12 protein-coding genes, 1 pseudogene and 1 CRISPR repeat array (1 of these 14 only partly in view) are annotated in these 16,430 nt (G+C 60.9%); of the genes and pseudogenes, 5 read left to right on the top strand and 8 right to left on the bottom strand.

Features of this window, described 5'->3' with window-relative positions; genetic code table 11:
• A CRISPR array of direct repeats spans nucleotides 1-685; the repeat unit is 36 nt; unit sequence GCTGGGGTTCAGTTCGATATACCCCTGATAGACTTC (it extends 632 nt beyond the left edge of the window).
• 50 nt (nucleotides 686-735) lie between these two features.
• The 6 genes from cas2 to GBB14_RS09275 form a co-directional block, all read right to left on the bottom strand.
• Nucleotides 736-1,065 carry a CRISPR-associated endonuclease Cas2 gene (gene cas2, locus GBB14_RS09300; protein ID WP_151529578.1) on the bottom strand — a complete coding sequence of 110 codons (330 nt, stop codon included), beginning with the start codon at nucleotides 1,063-1,065 and terminating at the stop codon, nucleotides 736-738.
• On the bottom strand, nucleotides 1,046-1,969 hold the full coding sequence (gene cas1, locus GBB14_RS09295; RefSeq protein WP_151529577.1) for a type II CRISPR-associated endonuclease Cas1: 924 nt from the start codon (nucleotides 1,967-1,969) through the stop codon (nucleotides 1,046-1,048). The genes cas2 and cas1 overlap by 20 nt, the downstream gene beginning before the upstream one ends.
• 1 nt (nucleotide 1,970) lies before the next feature.
• Entirely contained in the window at nucleotides 1,971-5,270 is a 3,300-nt protein-coding gene (cas9, locus tag GBB14_RS09290) for a type II CRISPR RNA-guided endonuclease Cas9 (RefSeq protein WP_151529576.1), read from the bottom strand.
• A gap of 325 nt (nucleotides 5,271-5,595) precedes the next feature.
• Nucleotides 5,596-6,273: a methionine ABC transporter permease gene (locus tag GBB14_RS09285; protein WP_151529575.1), complete on the bottom strand. Its 678-nt coding sequence runs from the start codon at nucleotides 6,271-6,273 to the stop codon at nucleotides 5,596-5,598.
• Nucleotides 6,274-7,341, bottom strand: a complete 1,068-nt coding sequence (locus tag GBB14_RS09280) for a methionine ABC transporter ATP-binding protein (protein WP_192796199.1) — start codon at nucleotides 7,339-7,341, stop codon at nucleotides 6,274-6,276. It abuts the gene before it with no gap.
• 74 nt (nucleotides 7,342-7,415) lie between these two features.
• The gene (locus tag GBB14_RS09275; RefSeq protein ID WP_151529574.1) at nucleotides 7,416-8,279 is read right to left on the bottom strand and encodes a MetQ/NlpA family ABC transporter substrate-binding protein; all 864 of its coding nucleotides are present in this window, start codon (nucleotides 8,277-8,279) and stop codon (nucleotides 7,416-7,418) included.
• A 149-nt stretch (nucleotides 8,280-8,428) separates the two neighbouring features.
• Between GBB14_RS09275 and GBB14_RS09270 the strand changes: the two genes are divergently transcribed.
• The 3 genes and pseudogenes from GBB14_RS09270 to GBB14_RS09260 all read left to right on the top strand — a co-directional run.
• Nucleotides 8,429-11,590 carry an error-prone DNA polymerase gene (locus GBB14_RS09270; protein WP_151529573.1) on the top strand — a complete coding sequence of 1,054 codons (3,162 nt, stop codon included), beginning with the start codon at nucleotides 8,429-8,431 and terminating at the stop codon, nucleotides 11,588-11,590.
• A gap of 39 nt (nucleotides 11,591-11,629) precedes the next feature.
• Complete coding sequence (locus GBB14_RS09265) at nucleotides 11,630-12,145, top strand: PH domain-containing protein (protein WP_151529572.1); 516 nt, start codon at nucleotides 11,630-11,632, stop codon at nucleotides 12,143-12,145.
• Nucleotides 12,142-13,530: pseudogene (locus tag GBB14_RS09260) on the top strand (PH domain-containing protein); the annotation flags it as partial. The gene GBB14_RS09265 and the pseudogene GBB14_RS09260, both read left to right, overlap by 4 nt.
• Nucleotides 13,531-13,558: 28 nt before the next feature.
• Here the strand turns inward: GBB14_RS09260 and GBB14_RS10710 are convergent.
• Nucleotides 13,559-14,128, bottom strand: a complete 570-nt coding sequence (locus GBB14_RS10710; RefSeq protein ID WP_151529570.1) for a tRNA (cytidine(34)-2'-O)-methyltransferase — start codon at nucleotides 14,126-14,128, stop codon at nucleotides 13,559-13,561.
• Between the two features lie 9 nt (nucleotides 14,129-14,137).
• On the opposite strand from GBB14_RS10710, the gene GBB14_RS09250 reads away from it, so the two are divergent.
• A complete protein-coding gene (locus GBB14_RS09250; RefSeq protein WP_151529569.1) occupies nucleotides 14,138-15,007 on the top strand; it encodes a bifunctional methylenetetrahydrofolate dehydrogenase/methenyltetrahydrofolate cyclohydrolase in 870 nt (289 codons plus the stop codon).
• Between the two features lie 10 nt (nucleotides 15,008-15,017).
• On the top strand, nucleotides 15,018-15,356 hold the full coding sequence (locus GBB14_RS09245; RefSeq protein ID WP_151529568.1) for a DUF3017 domain-containing protein: 339 nt from the start codon (nucleotides 15,018-15,020) through the stop codon (nucleotides 15,354-15,356).
• Here GBB14_RS09245 and GBB14_RS09240 read toward each other — a convergent pair.
• Complete coding sequence (locus tag GBB14_RS09240; RefSeq protein WP_151529567.1) at nucleotides 15,353-16,426, bottom strand: homoserine O-acetyltransferase; 1,074 nt, start codon at nucleotides 16,424-16,426, stop codon at nucleotides 15,353-15,355. The two genes, GBB14_RS09245 and GBB14_RS09240, sit on opposite strands and share 4 nt — an antisense overlap.
• Nucleotides 16,427-16,430: the final 4 nt, after the last annotated feature.

Genomic DNA, 16,430 nt, shown 5'->3' with positions numbered 1-16,430 from the left:
TTGGCTATGCTGGGGTTCAGTTCGATATACCCCTGATAGACTTCGGGTGCGCTGGGCTGTGCACCGCCGCGAGCTGGGGTTCAGTTCGATATACCCCTGATAGACTTCTGAGCGCTTGTACGGCCTCGGAAGTAGTAGCTGGGGTTCAGTTCGATATACCCCTGATAGACTTCCGGAGGTGCTGCTCGAGTGGTGTCTGGTGCTGGGGTTCAGTTCGATATACCCCTGATAGACTTCCGGTCCATCGCGGCCCTATGTCGATCCCGCTGGGGTTCAGTTCGATATACCCCTGATAGACTTCGCGGGCTTGCAGGGGTTGGATGTTGGCGGCTGGGGTTCAGTTCGATATACCCCTGATAGACTTCCCGGGTGCGGGAGGCAACAAAGCCCAATGCTGGGGTTCAGTTCGATATACCCCTGATAGACTTCAGAACAAGCAGAGACAGTGAGACTAGCCGCTGGGGTTCAGTTCGATATACCCCTGATAGACTTCGTAACTCCTTCACGGTCACACCCCATAGGCTGGGGTTCAGTTCGATATACCCCTGATAGACTTCGCTGAACATCACGCCACCGTCGGAGGCGGCTGGGGTTCAGTTCGATATACCCCTGATAGACTTCACTACGTCTGAGGCCGTACAAGCGCTATGCTGGGGTTCAGTTCGATATACCCCTGATAGACTTCAGTGAGGCCCAGAAACAGGGCCTGAACTGGGTCTTTTTCGGCATGCGCTTTTAAAAAATTGTTAGTTGAGAGGGGATTTCTTCGACCGCTTGTTCCTTGTGGTTCGAAAAACGGATCGCCTTTGCCCACTGCTGGTCCGTCACGGACAAAATACGCACTTCTCCGCCTGCGGGAAGTTCGCCTTTCACCTGTTTGACTATCGTGCTGAGACGCGCCGCCAGTGGGAAATACTGAACGTAGACGCTGAATTGGGCGCGGCAAAACCCAAGGTCGAACAACCGGTTGCGGAAGCGATTAGCTTCTCTACGCTGGTTTTTGGTCTTCACCGGAAGGTCAAACATCACGACGCACCACACCGGTTCACTGTCCTTCGCTGGCACTGAGCTGCCCTTCCCAACGCGGGACTTGTAGCCGATCCACTGTTCCTTCGACGTACAAACCAAAATGCTGTGCAAAGTCTTGAAAGACCGTCGATACACTCTGGCCATTGCTGTTGAATGGGTGACTGTGAAGGAAAGATGAAAGCTGATGTTTGTGATCTGCGGTGAGCGGTGAAGCCGGCTCCAGAATAGAGAACACAAATTGGTCGATGAACGGACGGAACGGCTCCATAAGGTCGTCAACCAGGGCGAAGGCATTAGCACGGCCATGATGGAACACACCGAGCGTCCCAGCAAGTCCGGCTCCAGCAACTGCCCGTATTCCAGTTCCTCTAAGAAGCGTGTAACCGTAGTCAAGCGCAGAGTTGAACCCGTCCGAAGCCGCGCCTGGTTGCCGCCTGAAATCTGGGCCTTCCGAGAGCGTTTTCCAATAGATTCGCGCGGCTACTGCCTCTTTGTTGTCCAGGTCGCCTGAGCGAACACTACGGCTGAGCTTCTTTAGAAGGTGGGAGCTCTCCTTATTCAGCGCCTCCGCGGTTGCCGCTTGTCCGTAAATCTTTGCACTCACGATTCGCGCCCACGCCTGTTTACGGCGGGGAAGGGAAAGCGAAGCCTGTGCCTGCTGACGTGCGCCGATACGAGTGTGCTCATTCCATGGACTCGCCCCAGCAACAGGTACACCACGCCAATCAGTAATGAGGAGCGCAATGTCATATTCGCTGAGCTTTGCGAGCACTGCGCCGGAAATATTCACCTTCGTTCCGACCATGACGACCGCGATATGACTCAACGGGACGGTGACTGCTTCTGATGCGGTGTCCGGCTGGATGGCCAGTTGACCACGACGATAACGAATGGTCCCCTCGAGGTTCGAGCAGTCTACAACCCTCCAGCCGGAATGCATGCTAGCGCACCTTCCAAGAGACAGGAAGATGCGCTGCGCTAGACAGGCGCACGCGTCCTAGCGAGTCTCGACGAATGACTGTTGGCTGTCCCTTGCCGAAAACTGTATTGACCCTTGAGATCCACCCACGACCTTCAATGATTATTCGCGCCTCTTTAGGGGCATCTGGGTCAACGCCTTCAGCACTCATGAGTAACGGACGTAAACGTAGCTCGCTATCGCTGAAAAAACCGTCGAGCCGCCATCTTGACACCGTTCCGAAGGCTTCCTGCAGCCCAGCGATTTGTCCAGTAGTGAAGCTGGAGGTGTCAATCACTAACTCATCATCGACAACGAGCCACCCTAGGTGCTCTGCGTTACCCTCTGCCAGCGCCTTGCGGAGCTTTGGTTCTGCTTGGCGAGCAGAGATTGTTTGGGGCTTGATCTCGACCGCGAATAAGTCTTCGTGTTTATGACGAAGAAGGTCGACGTTATAGACGCGCAGCATCGCGTAGGAAGGTTTCTTTCCTGATGTGATTTTGTAGATGCGCGCATGGTGGAAGCGGCTCAGTTTCGCATAACCGCCGCGGACCTTGATGCAGCCCGCCCCGATTGGAAAGACCTCGATCTCGTCATCGGCGTTGAACCACGAACCGTGAACTCGAATACGCCTATTCGGATTCGCAGGGAGGCCTTCTTTAGGATCAAAGTCGGGTTCACGCGTGAGCGCACACCACAGTGCCTCCGAAGAAGCTCGATTGATATCTGTGGCAGAGATTTCTCCACCGACACGAATTTTCTTGAGCGCTCCGATCGTATCTTCGTGTGCACGTCCATTCCCCAATCGCAGCCGTAGATTGGAGGTGACAACGATTCGGTCCTCGTCGAGCGCTGCTTGGAGCATATGCGCAAGTTTACGAACCTTGGGCACCCAAGAATTCCAAGCAGCACGGTGAGCGTCATCGGCACCCGTATACTCTTTCCACTGATCTGGTGCGTTTTCGATAAAAGCTGCTTGGCGTTTGTTCGCACGCTCAGCCAAGGTTTGTGCAACGTAGGGCGTGGTAAAAGCAATAATTGCTGCATCGACGGCATGATGCCGGCGATCCAAACGGGATTTTCCAGGGCCATCGATGAAGCGCAGACGCTTGTGAATACCAGAAGCTTTACGCGCCTCAGCCGTCAGGGCGCCTCGATAAACTCGGACGCTGGTGTCAGCCTCATGGAAGTGCTGTGCGACACGTCCCCTCACCTCATTAGCCATCCACGCCACAGACTCGATGGAGCGGGAATCTAAGGGCTCATCAGCGTGGGTTCGTTTCAACCGTTCGCAGACAGCACTTCGAAACGCGTTAAAATCCGACTTCTTCTGGCCAGGCTCAGGAAGCCAGAACTTGGTGCGTTCGAGCGCCTCAGCGAGTGAAACACCAGGTATGGGGCATTTATCTGCCCATACTGCGAAAGGAATATTCTTCTTCGCGAGGTTGCAGCGATGGCACACGGCCACCAGATTCTCTCTCACGTTGGTTGAGCCTTGCCCTGCACGTGGCACGATATGGTCCATCTCACTATTGGAATAGGTGATGGGCGCGCCACAGTAGGCGCATTGCTCGTTCTGACGCTGGAGCGACTGGTAGCGCCACAGATCGGAGCGACGCACAGCGCCATCGATATTGAGCTTTTCCTGCATCTCCGCGAACAGTTGAAGGTTCCGTTTGTGACGACGGTCATTTTCACGGGTGATCTCCCGAGCAACGTTCTCACTGGAGAAACCATCACGCACATGCTCGATGACGATGGACTGTGGCGCACCCCATTCGGCCTCGGCTGCTTCTATCCACCGTGCAATGCCCTTGAGAACACGGTCCACCGCTGGGTTTCCTACCGGTTCACCGATGCGTGGCTTGGGCGGAACCCAGTCTTCGGAGACACCAAATTCCGCACGCCGTGCCTCATACAAATCCATGTTTTCCGACTGCATTCGCGCAGTCAGCCGCGTTAAAGTGTCCTCACTATAGGCTGCGCGCCCAATGGGCAGGTGAAGCGAATCGAGTTTCTCATGCTGGTCATCATCTAATTCGGCAAAGAATGCCTGAACAGCAGCCCCTTCCTTGGAGTCAAAGTTGACTTTCTCGGAGTTGGACAGCGCCTTGACCATCTCGGCTCGGTGAGCGGCATCGGCTGTAGCCCACCAGTGAACAAGAGGTTTAACGCGGCAGCGCGAAATAACTCGATTGGTGTCGTGCACCGGCGGCCGAGCGCCAGCGCGTTCACCATCGTCGGTAAGAGTTGCGGTGCCCCTCAACCGCCCGCGATCGACGGACAGGATAGCGGCGACATCGAGCCATGAAGGGTCTTTTTTGGCCGGAAGATTGATCAGATGATCGAATACCAAGGCTCGTTCTTCGGCAGTGAGACGTCTCGTCTGTCCTGTACTTTCTTTGATGCGCAGATTGCCTATGAGCGCGGAGACACGATAGCGCTGGAAACTATCAGAGGCCTTAGCAGCACGTGTTTGTGTGGGGTTGAGAGGATCCTTGCCTCTACGGCCTTGCTGCGCGCCCTTGGGAGACTCAGCAGCGAAGACCAGATCAATGATCTTTTTCCGAAGAGTGTCGTCGATTTTCTGGACACGACATATCTCATTGATTTCCCGCGCATGGTCGCTCTGTTGTAGCCGAGCCGATATGACCGCCTGCTTTGCCTGATCTGGGTTCTTCTTATCCTTTTCTTTGCCGCCGCCGCGGAGGCGATGGTGGCCGAATTGCGCGAAGGAGATCAGCTGCCCCACGGTGGCATCGCTGGGGATGGGACGGCCAGTCTTTTGGCTGAGATTCTCGCGAATCTCATTGAAGGCATCGCTCGCGTCACCGGGGGAGTACAAGCTAGCAGTTGAATGGTAGGGGTTTCTCCATCCACGGTGGTTAGCGATGTGACGCAGGGCCACCGACAGGTATTCCCCTCGTTGGGCTTCGTCAGCGATGAAGCCATTAACGAGTGCGACCCGAGCCTTCCACGGGAAATACGGATCGGAGTACTCCTCGAATGGACGCGTCGTCCAATTCTGAGCTTTGAGGAACTTTTCGAGTTTTATCGTGCGATGCTTGCGTCGCCGGTAGAGGCGCCGAGTTCGACGAGCCACACCAGATTCTGCAAGACGTGTGTTGGCAGTCTTATTTGAGTCCGGATCAACGCCAGAATCGTGGATAAAAGAAACGGTGTTCAATAGCTGGAGTGGATTTCCAGCCTCGTCTACTTCGATGGCGGCGCAGCCGAGTGAATACGATCCGACGTCGATGCCTACGACATACCTCGTGGACATGAGGTGTCCTCCTAGATTAAAAAAGCCGGACCCGAAGGTCCGGCTGGAGCATTCTGCAACCGGAAACTAGCCGGCGCTTACTGAGGTTCAGTTCGCTACTGATATTAGCAGCGAAATTTTTTATCAACCAGAAAACGGCTACGTATCCCCCAATGTGGAGGATAGGGAGGCGGTGTGTAGCCGGTACGTAGCGAAGAGGACTACGTCTACGCCCGTGGAAGTGGAAGCCTCGCTAGTTTCGTGTGATTACTGCGGCGGATAACGCGAACAGCGCCCCCGATGAAGCGGGGACGCTGCGTCGATAAGCGTGCTGCGATGAGCCGAATTAGCGGCGCATGATCTTCTTCGACAGCCAGTTGCCGAAGAACTGCGCGAGCTGGACGATGATGATGATCACTGCGGTGGCCACGAGGGTGACGGTCCAGTCGAAGGAACGATAGCCGTAGACGATGGCGAAATCGCCTAGGCCGCCGCCGCCGATGTAGCCGGCCATGGCGGACATATCCACTACCGCGATGAAGATGAAGGTGTAGCCCAGCACGAGGGGGCCCAAGGCCTCGGGGACGATCACCGAGGTGATGATCTTCCACGGCGAGGCTCCCATGGCGCGCGCCGCCTCGATCACACCGGGATCGATGGCCACCAGGTTTTGCTCCACGATGCGGGCGACGGCGAAGGTTGCGGCGATCGACATCACGAAGGTGGCGGCGCCGGTGCCGATGGTCGAGCCGATGGCCACCTTGGTCAGCGGGCCGATGAAGGCGATGAGGATGATGAAGGGGATCGGGCGGATGAAGTTCACCAACACGTTGAGCACGGCGTAGACAAACGAGTTGCGCAGGATGCCGCTCGGGCGCGTGGTGTAGAGCAAAATGCCCAGCACCAGCCCGAAGAAGCCGCCGGCCACCATCGTGATGCCCACCATGTAGAGGGTCTCGAAGATGGAGTCGATGAAGGTATCGCCGAGCCGATCCCAGTCAGCTGCGAGATAAGTGGTGTCCATTTAAGAAATCTCCTGAATCTCGGTGGTCTGCGTGAGGGAGCGGTAGAACTCGTCGATGGCGGCATTATCGCCGTTCAGCCGGACGGTGACCTTGCCGAAGGAATTACCCTGCAGGGTGGTCACGCCGCCGTGCACAATATCGACGCGCACATCGGCCTCGCGGGCGTGGCCGGCAGCGGTGAAGAAGCCGGAGGTCTCGGTGAGTTTGACGGTAAATAGTCGCCCCGGTTTGCCGCGAAGATCATCCGACTCCACATTGTCCGGCTCATTGCGCAGAGTGGTGGCCACAAAGCGGCGAGCCACGGCGGTTTGCGGATCCGAGAACACCTCGAATACTGAGCCCTGCTCCACCACGCGGCCGTTTTCCATCACCACCACCTTGTCGGCGATCGAACGCACCACATCCATTTCGTGGGTAATTACCACGATGGTGATGCCGAATTCCTTGTTCACCTTGCGCAGCAGCGCCAGCACATCCTGGGTGGTCTCGGGGTCGAGAGCCGAGGTGGCCTCATCGGCCAGCAGCAAGGAGGGGTTAGTAGCCAAGGCGCGGGCGATGCCCACGCGCTGCTTCTGTCCGCCGGACAGTTGCTCGGGGTAGGAGCTGCCCTTATCGGAGAGGCCCACGAAGTCGAGCATTTCCTGGACCCGCTTTGCACGCTCGGCCTTGGAGATGCCGGCTAGCTCGAGGGGATAGGCGATATTGCCGGCTGCGGTGCGCGCGGAAAACAGGTTGAACTGCTGGAAGATCATGCCGATGTGGCGGCGCAGCTGGCGCACCTTCTTCTCCGGCATGCCCACGATATTGGTGCCGTCCAGCAGAATCTCGCCGGAGCTCGGCACATCGAGGCCATTGATCTGGCGCACCAAGGTGGACTTGCCCGCACCGGAGTAGCCGATCACGCCGAGGATCTCCCCGGGGGCGACGGTGAGATTGACGTTATCCAGGGCGGTCACCGTGCCACGCTTCGTGGAGAAGGTCTTAGACACGTTGCGGAATTCAATAGCGGTGCCAGTAGTACCGGAAGGGATGGATCCGGCGGCGGCCGCGTGTGGTTGTTGTGCCACGAGCGAAATGTTCCTTAAAACGTAGGTGAATGGAAACAAAGGCCCCCTAGGAAAAGGGGGCCGTGGTGCGGGGATTAGCCCTTGCGGATCTCGTCCTCGAGACGGTGCAGGATCTCCTGCAGCTCCTCGGCGGGGCGATCCACGGCGACGGAGGTGCCGGCGGTGTCCTCTTGATCGGCATCCACCACAGCCTGGGTGTGCCAGATCTCGGCGAGCTTGTTCAGCTGCTCATTGTCCTTATCCTCGGCGCGCACAACCACCACGTTGATATAGGGCTCGGCGAGCTCAGAGTTGGGGTCATCGGCGAAAATGGAGGACTTCGGGTCGATGCCGGCGCGATCCAGGAAGGAGTTGTTGATGATGGCCGGCTTGCCCTCGCCCCAACCGGTGGGGGTCTGCGCGGCATCCACCGGCTGCACCTCAACCTTGGACTTATCCTTATCGATGTCGGCCGGGGTGGGGTTATTCACGTCATTCTTCAAGGTGATCAGATCCGCCTGCACCAGCACGTTGATGGCGCGGCCCTGGTTGGAGGGATCGTTCGGGATCACGATCTCCTGGCCTTCGATGCCGTCGAGGGAATCGTGGTCCTTCCAGTACAGTGCCAGCGGCACGATGTAGGTGGAGCCGATCGGCAAGAGATCATCGCCGGAGCCCACATTGTGCTCGGCGAGGAATTTCAGGTGCTGGAAGCTATTGGCGTCGATCTCGCCCTCAGCCAGCGCCTTATTGGGGGTATTGAAATCGCTGAAGTTCACAACCTCGAGGTCGATGTCGTTCTCGTTGGCTGCGTCCTCCCACGCGGCGAACTGCTTCAGGGTGGAATCAGTGGAGCCGAGCTTGATGGTGGAGGAATCATCACTGCCGCAGGCTACCAGCGCGGTAGCGGACAGGGCCACGGTGGCCAGGGCAGCGGTGGTGCGGGTAAATCGCTTCATGGGAACATCCTTAGAAAAAAGTAGTAGAAAGAGCTGTCTATTTGACGCTGCTCTACGCTAGCACCTTCGTTTGAATCTGTACAGCTTGGTCTACGGAGGGAGCAATAAAGGGCTAGAACAGGTGTGCGAAACATGCTAGCGTGGGGCGCATGGAATGGAATGGCTGCTTCTTGGGGGTGAATGCCCGTCCTTTGAGCTGGTCAAAGCTAGAACGGTTGCTATCTGGCCGCTATGATGGGCACCTCCAGCCTGCGCCCGCTCAGTCTAGCCCTAACGCAGCGCATGTTCGACAGTCGCGCGGGCGTATCGCGGACCTGCATTGCCGCTCGAGTTATAGCTTTTTACACGGCGCATCTGAGCCAGAAGAACTCGTCGCTCGCGCCGTGGAACTGGGCTATCGCGCCCTCGGTCTGTGCGATCGCGATGGCCTCTATGGCGTGGTGAAATTCGCCGAGGCCGCAGCGCACTATCAGCTGGACACGATTATCGGTGCCGAGCTCAGCGTCGGCGAACAGCTGGGGATTCCGGCTACCTTGTGCGTGCTCGCCAAGGACGTCGAAGGCTATCGCCGCCTCAGTCGCGTTATCTCCGCCGCGGCGATGGCCGCCGGAGAAAAAGACCACACGGTCTATCCCTCGCTGGCGGCGCTCGGCACCGCTGCCGGCGGTCGCTGGTATGTGCTTGTCGACGCTACCTGGGCCCCACACCTTCCCGCCCTGATCGAGGCATTCGGGCGGGAGAATATCCGCCTCGAGTACCGGATTTCTCGCCGCCCCACGGACGCCGATGCGCACGCCGAGCTGGACCGGCTTCGCGCCCAGTACCAGCTGCGGGGGACCGTCTCCGCCGTGGCCACTGCCGCCACGATGGGGGCGCGACGGCTCGCCGCCGCGAAGGATGCGCTCGCCGCGCGCCGCAGTGTGGGCGATCACGCCGCAGAACTCGACCCCATGGGCGGGCGCTGGCTGCTGGGAGAGAAGGCGCTGGCCACCATGGTGCCGCACGCCAGCGAACTCATGGCAGAGAATCTGCGGCTGGCGGAGGAATGCGCCGTACAACTCACCCTCGTGGCCCCGAATCTGCCCAGCCACGGAGACAATGAGATGGCGCAGCTGCGCCAGCTGGTCGCGGAGCGCGCTCCCCAGCGCTATGCGTCTCGGCCCACTGAGATCGCCCACCGCGCCCATGCGCAGATCGACTATGAGCTGGAGGTGATCGAGCAGCTCGGCTTCGCCGGGTATTTTCTCATCGTGTGCGGGATCGTGGATTTTTGCCAGCGGGAGAATATTCTCTGCCAAGGTCGCGGCTCGGCCGCCAACTCTGCGGTGGTCTTTGCCCTCGGCATCACGAATGTGGAGCCGATCAGTGCGCGACTGCTCTTTGAGCGCTTCCTCTCTCCCGAAAGAGAAGGGCCACCGGATATCGATATTGATATTGAATCTGGCCGCCGCGAGGAGGTGATCCAATACGTCTACGACACCTATGGCCGCGACTATGCCGCCATGGTGGCCAATGTGATCACCTATCGCCATAAAGGGGCGATACGTGACGCCGGCCGCGCCCTCGGCTTTGCTCAGGGCAGCTGTGATGCGTGGTCGCGCGGCGTCGCCGACCCACCAGTGCAGGTGCGCCAGCTCGCGGCCAGCCTCGAAGGCCAGCCCCGGCATCTCGGCATTCACTCCGGCGGCATGGTGCTGTGTGATCGCCCCATCGCGGATGTGGTGCCCGTGGAATGGGCGCGCATGGACAAACGCTCCGTGGTGCAGTGGGATAAGGATGACTGCGCCTCCGCGGGGCTGGTGAAATTCGACCTCTTGGGCCTGGGCATGCTTGAGGCCCTGCACCACATGATCGATCTCGTGACAGAGCAGCATGGCATCACTGTGCACTTGTGGGAGCTCGACCTCGCCGAGCCGGAGGTCTATGCCATGCTCGCCCGCGCCGATGCCGTGGGGGTCTTTCAGGTGGAATCCCGCGCCCAGCTCAACACCCTGCCGCGGCTGAAACCCCGCGAGTTCTTCGACCTCGTGGTGGAGGTCGCCCTAGTGCGCCCCGGCCCGATTCAGGGCGGCTCGGTGCACCCCTATATCCGCCGCCGCAACGGCCTCGAGCCCGTGGAGTTCGATCACCCCTGCCTGGAAAATGCGCTGGGTAAAACCCTCGGAGTGCCGCTCTTCCAAGAACAACTCATGCAGATAGCGGTAGACGCCGCCGGTTTTAGCGGCGTAGAAGCCGATGCTTTAAGACGCGCTATGGGCTCCAAACGCTCACCAGAGAGGATGGAGACGCTGCGCACGAAGTTCTATGCGGGCTGTAAACGCACCCACAATATAGACGAGGACGTCGCCCACGGGCTGTGGCTGAAAATTATGGCCTTCGCCGCCTATGGTTTTCCTGAATCCCACTCCCAGTCCTTCGCCTCCTTGGTGTACTTTTCGGCCTGGTTTAAATACCACTACCCAGCAGAGTTCTGCGTGGGTCTGCTGCGCGCCCAACCCATGGGCTTTTATTCGCCCCAATCCCTGATCCAAGACGCCCGCCGGCACGGGGTGCAGGTAGAGCCGGTCTCGGTGCTGGATTCGGATGTGCAACCACGGGTAGACAACGGGGCAATCCGGCTGGGGCTGTGCTCGGTATCAGGGCTGCGGCGGCAGGCTGCCGACAGGCTCGAGAAGATCCGACACAGCCTCTCGCCGGCATCGACGGTGGCTGATATCGCCCGCGCCGCCGAGCTGAACGTCCGAGATGTGGAAAGCCTCGGCCGCGCTGGGGCCTTCGCGGCGCTCCGGATCAGCCGCCGCCAAACCCAATGGGTGGCGGGCGTGGCCGCCAGTGAGCAGCAGGGCATGCTGCCAGGGCTCTCGGCGATCACCGCGCCGCCGCTACCGGGAATGAACACCTTTGAGCTCATGGTGGCCGATGTGGCCAGCACCGGGATCACCCCAGCCAGCCAGCCGCTGGAGCTTATCCGCGCCGAGCTGGACCAGCGCGGGGTGATACCCGCGGCGCAGCTGCTGGCGCAGGAAGATGGCCGCCGCATCCTCGTGGCCGGCATCATCACCCACCGCCAGCGTCCCCAGACCGCCAGCGGGGCAGTATTTTTTGGCATGGAGGACGAAACCGGTTTGATCAATGTGGTGGTCTCGCCTGGGCTGTGGGCGCGCTATCGCCGGCTCGCGCGCACCGCGACCGCGCTGCTCGTGCGCGGTATCGTGCGCACCGCCACCGGGGCGGCCACCGTGGAGGCCGATAAGTTCGAGCCCCTGGCCCTCGGGGAGATACTGGACATCCGCTCCCGCGACTTTCGCTAAGCAGCGGGGCACGGTGCGCTCTGTGCTAAAAGTGGGCCTATGGCTTCTCACACCGAACTCAACCAGCGCGACGCCGACGCCATGGGCGTGACGTTTCAGCCCGTCTCCCCAGCCTTGGTGAAGGCGCGGCTTATCGGCCGCATGCCCGTTCTGATCCTTGCGACACTCGGCATGGCCATCGGTGCCTACTTCGTCTCTGGCGGATGGCAGATTGCGCTCATCGTCGGCGCGATCGCCATGGCTGGGATCAGCGCGTTTATCGCCTGGCTCACGGTCGTTCAAGTGGCGCGCATTGGCTGGGCAGAAACCGAGGATGAGCTGCTGGTGCGCCGCGGCCGCCTGTTCTACAGCCTCACCGTGGTGCCCTATGGCCGCATCCAATTCGTCGATATCAATAACGGTCCCATCGAGCGTGCTCTTGGGCTGAAGAATATCGAGCTGCACACCGCGTCCTCCACCAGCGACTCCAGCATTCCGGGCCTGCCCGAGGATGTGGCCTCCGAGTTGCGCGTGCGCCTGAGTGAGAAGGCGAAGGAGAGGATGAGCGGCCTGTGAAAGAAGAACTGCACCCCGATGCCGCCGCACCAGACAACGGCGCGGCTGCGGTCACCGCAGACAACGCCGAATTCCAGCGCGTTCACCCGCTGACCCCGCTGATTAGTTTCTGGCGGGCGCTGCTGGCGCTGATCGTCGCCATCGGCATCAACCAGCGGGAGCTCCTCGGCGATATTGTTGATTTTCTGCGCGATCGTGACTCTTTTTCCCTCCTACCCATCGTGGTGGGTATCGGCGGCACCGTGCTTGTGCTCGGTCTGACGTGGGCGCTGTCCCGGATCTGGTGGAAGCGCATTGGCTATCGCCTCGGCAGCGATGAAGTGGTGGTGGAAAAAGGCGTGTTTAGCCGCCAATCCCGGTCCGCGCGCTGCGATAGGATTCAGGCCGTCGATGTGGCCGAGCCCCTCGTCGCCCGCATCTGTGGTCTTGCTGCCGTGCACATTGAAACTGCAGGCGGCGATGATTCGGTGCTGAAGATCGAGTACCTAGATAAGAACACCGCCGAGCAGGTCAAAGACACTGTGCTACGCCATAGCCGCACAGAACAGGATGCAGCAGGGTCCGCTGCTACCGAGAGTGCCGCGGCTGAACAGTCAGCGGCCGAGAGCCCCGCGCCTAGGGGGTCCGCAGGCGCCGCCGAGCCAGAGCTGCTGGCCGCTGTGCCTGTGCGGCAGGCATTGCTCGCGCTGGCCCTCCAATGGTCCACCATCGTCATGGCTCTGGCGCTGATCCTAATCGTGCTCACACCCGCCGGATTCGCGATCGTGCTGCCTATACTCCTCGGTGGCTTACCCTCCGTGGTGGGCTTCGCTAATCGGGCGTGGGGCTTCCGCGCTGAGCACAATGTGACCACCCATGAGTTGCAGCTGCGCTATGGGCTCACCGAGCGTCGCTCGCAAACCGTGCCGCTGCACCGTGTGCACGGGGTATCCATCACCCAGCCGCTGTTGTGGCGGCGGGTCGGCTGGTGGAAGGTGACGGTGTCGGTGGCCGGCTATGGCGATAGCAGCGATACCTCCACCACCACGACGGTGCTGCCGGTGGGGGACTATGCCACGGCCACCGCGTTACTCCTGCTGCTCAGCAAGGTCGACGCCGAGCACCTGCAGGGGCCGGCGCAGCCAGGGCAGCTGCACTCGCCGATGGTGCGTTCTCCCCGCCAGGCGCGATGGTTGGGGCCGCTGCATTATCGCTACCGCGGGCTCAGCTTGGTGGAGGACTACGCCGTCATCCACACCGGGCGCTTGAGCCGCACCATGAGTGTGGTGGAGCTGGAGCATATTCAGGAGCTCACGCTCAGTGCCGGGCCGCTGCAGCAGCGTTTAGGGCTGGTGAGCGTCCGCCTCGACTTGGTGGAAGGCCCGGTAAAGATGGAGCTGAAGCATATCGCCAGCGCCGATGGCTACGCCCTGCTTAATCGGCTCCGCCAGCGCCAGCTCCCGGCGCTGCACAGCCCGGATAGCCCAGCTGCCGCCACGCCTCATAGGCCGCCACAGCCGCCGCATTGGACAGATTCATCGATCTCCGCCCCGCCAGCATCGGAATCCGCACCTGAGCGGTGATGCGGGGATGGGAGAGCGCCGCCGCGCTCAGCCCCGTGGGCTCGGTGCCGAAGAGCAGCACATCGCCGGGCTGGTAGTGCACCTCCGAGTGGCTAAGAGTGCCGCTGGTGGTGAAGGCGAAGACCCGAGCATCGGGCAGTGAGTCGAGGCACGCTGCAAGCGAGGAGTGCACCTGCACCTGGGCGAGATCGTGATAGTCAAGACCGGCCCGGCGCAGGTGCTTTTCGCTGAGGTCGAAGCCGAGTGGCTCGCATAGGTGCAGGGTGGCGCCCGTGCCGGCGCACATGCGGATGGCGTTGCCGGTATTCGGGGGAATCACCGGGTTATCAAAGACCACATGGGCATAGGGCAGGGCGGTGCTGGGGCTGGTAACGGGCGCGGTGTTCACGTGGGCCCATCCTACGCGGCGGGCGTCTGTCATAATGGATCCATGACCGCGATGAAACTGGATGGAAAACTCTACCGCGACGAAATTTTCGTCGAGCTTGCGAAGAAAGTCGAAAGACTCAAGGAACAGGGCATCACTCCAGGGCTCGCGACGGTGCTGGTGGGCGAGGACCCCGCCAGCCAGTCCTATGTGCGCATGAAGCACAAGGACTGCGAGAAGATCGGCGTGAACTCGATCCGGAAGGACCTGCCGGAGGATGTCACCCAAGGCGAGCTGCTCGAGGTGATTGAGGAGCTGAATAATGATGACGCCTGCACCGGCTACATTGTGCAGCTGCCGCTGCCGAAGCACATCGACGAAAACGCCGTGCTCGAGGCCATCGATCCCGCCAAGGATGCCGATGGCCTGCACCCGGTGAATCTGGGCAAGCTGGTGCTCAACGAGCCCGCCCCGCTGCCCTGCACCCCCAATGGCTGCATTCATCTGCTGCGCCGCTTCGATATTGAGCTCAACGGCGCCAAGGTTGTGGTGATCGGCCGCGGCGTGACAGTCGGCCGCCCCATCGGGCTCATGCTCACCCGCCGTTCCGAGAACTCCACCGTGACGCTGTGCCACACCGGCACCGCCGATCTGAAGGCGGAAACCCAGCAGGCCGATGTGATTATCGCCGGCGCGGGCGTGCCGCATATGCTCACCGCCGACATGGTGAAGCCGGGCGCCGCCGTGCTGGATGTGGGAGTCTCCCGCAAGGACGGCCAGCTGCTGGGCGATGTACACCCCGATGTATGGGAGGTCGCCGGTGCCGTATCGCCGAACCCGGGCGGTGTGGGCCCGCTGACCCGCGCCTTCCTCGTGCGCAATGTGGTGGAGCGGGCGGAGAAGCTCGCCGGTCTCTCCCAGCGCGAGCTCTAATACCGGATCCGTGGAGCGCGTCGACCCTATCGCGGATCTCAGCGGCAACCCGCACGATCGGGCCCTGCCGCCCTCGCCGCTACCCCTTCGCCTGCAACGGACGCTGATGGGTGTGTTCGTGCTGGGGCTGATTGTGGCCGCGGTGTTTCTCTTCAGCGATCACTGGCGCCGAGCCACCTTCGTCTTCGGCGCCAGTCTCGTGCTGCTATCCGGAATCCGCTACGTCTGCGATTCCCATGTATTGGGGGTGCTGGCGGTGCGCTCGCGGCGTTTCGACGTCGCCTTCACCGCCGTCATGGGCGGGTTGATGATGTACATCTCCGCCTCTATCGACGCCCTCGGCAGCTAGCTGGCGGCGAGGAAGCGGCGCACAATATTGTCCATTTGGCGCTCTTCCACGAGGAAGGCGTCATGGCCCACCGGGGAAGAGATATGGGCCATCCCGATGGGATGGGCGACATTCCGCGCAATTAATTCCTGCTGGTAGTAGGGGTAGAGAATATCGGTGTCTACTCCTGCCACCATGGTGGGGGCGGTGATCTGCGCCAAGGCAGGCACCAGGCCGCCGCGGTCCCGGCCGATATCGAAGCGATTGAGCGCTTCGGTAAGGACCACATAGGAGCCGGCGTCGAAGCGATCGACGAGCTTGCGGCCCTGGTGGTCGAGATAACTTTCCACGGCGAAGCGCTGGGTGGGGTCGCGATAGGCGCCCAAGGGATTCTCCCCGCGCTGGGCGGTGGTGCCGAAACGCTCGTCGACCTCTAGCTCGCCACGATAGGTGAGATGTGCCAGCTTGCGGGCGGTGGTAAGCCCCTGCTCGGGGCGGCGCCCCGTGCCGTAGTAATCCCCGCCCTGCCAGTCGGGGTCATAGGTGATGGAGGCAATCTGGATCTGCTGCACGCCGATCTGCCAGGCACTGGCCCGCGGCGAGACCGCCACCACCAGGCAGGCCTGCACCATCTCGGGGTAGAGCAGCGCCCATTCGAGGGTGCGGGCACCGCCCATGGAGCCGCCGGCGACGGCTCGCAGGTGGGTGATGCCGAGATGATCGAGCAGGAGTTTTTCCGCATGCACGAGATCCCGAATGGATAGCGCCGGAAAGCGCGAGCCCCACGGCACGCCATCTGGGTCCGGGGAGGCGGGGCCGGTAGAGCCCTGACAGCCGCCGAGTGCATTGGTGCAGATGATGCAGTACTCGGTGGTGTCGAAGGCGCGGCCCGGCCCGATAATACCGCCCCACCAGTCGGCCGCATTGGCATCGCCGGTGAGGGCGTGTTCGACGAGGATGATATTGGAGCCATCCGCGCGAGGCTCACCGAAGCGCATATACGCCACGGAGATGGGCAGGCTCACACCGGCCTCGGTACGGAATTCGCCGAGCGGCACCGTGTGCAGCTGGCCGGGTGTGCCTAGGTTCATCCTT

Source organism: Corynebacterium sp. 51B, from assembly GCF_008930785.1.
Taxonomy (GTDB): domain Bacteria; phylum Actinomycetota; class Actinomycetes; order Mycobacteriales; family Mycobacteriaceae; genus Corynebacterium; species Corynebacterium megadyptis.
This window is presented reverse-complemented; position numbering and strand designations above follow the sequence as displayed.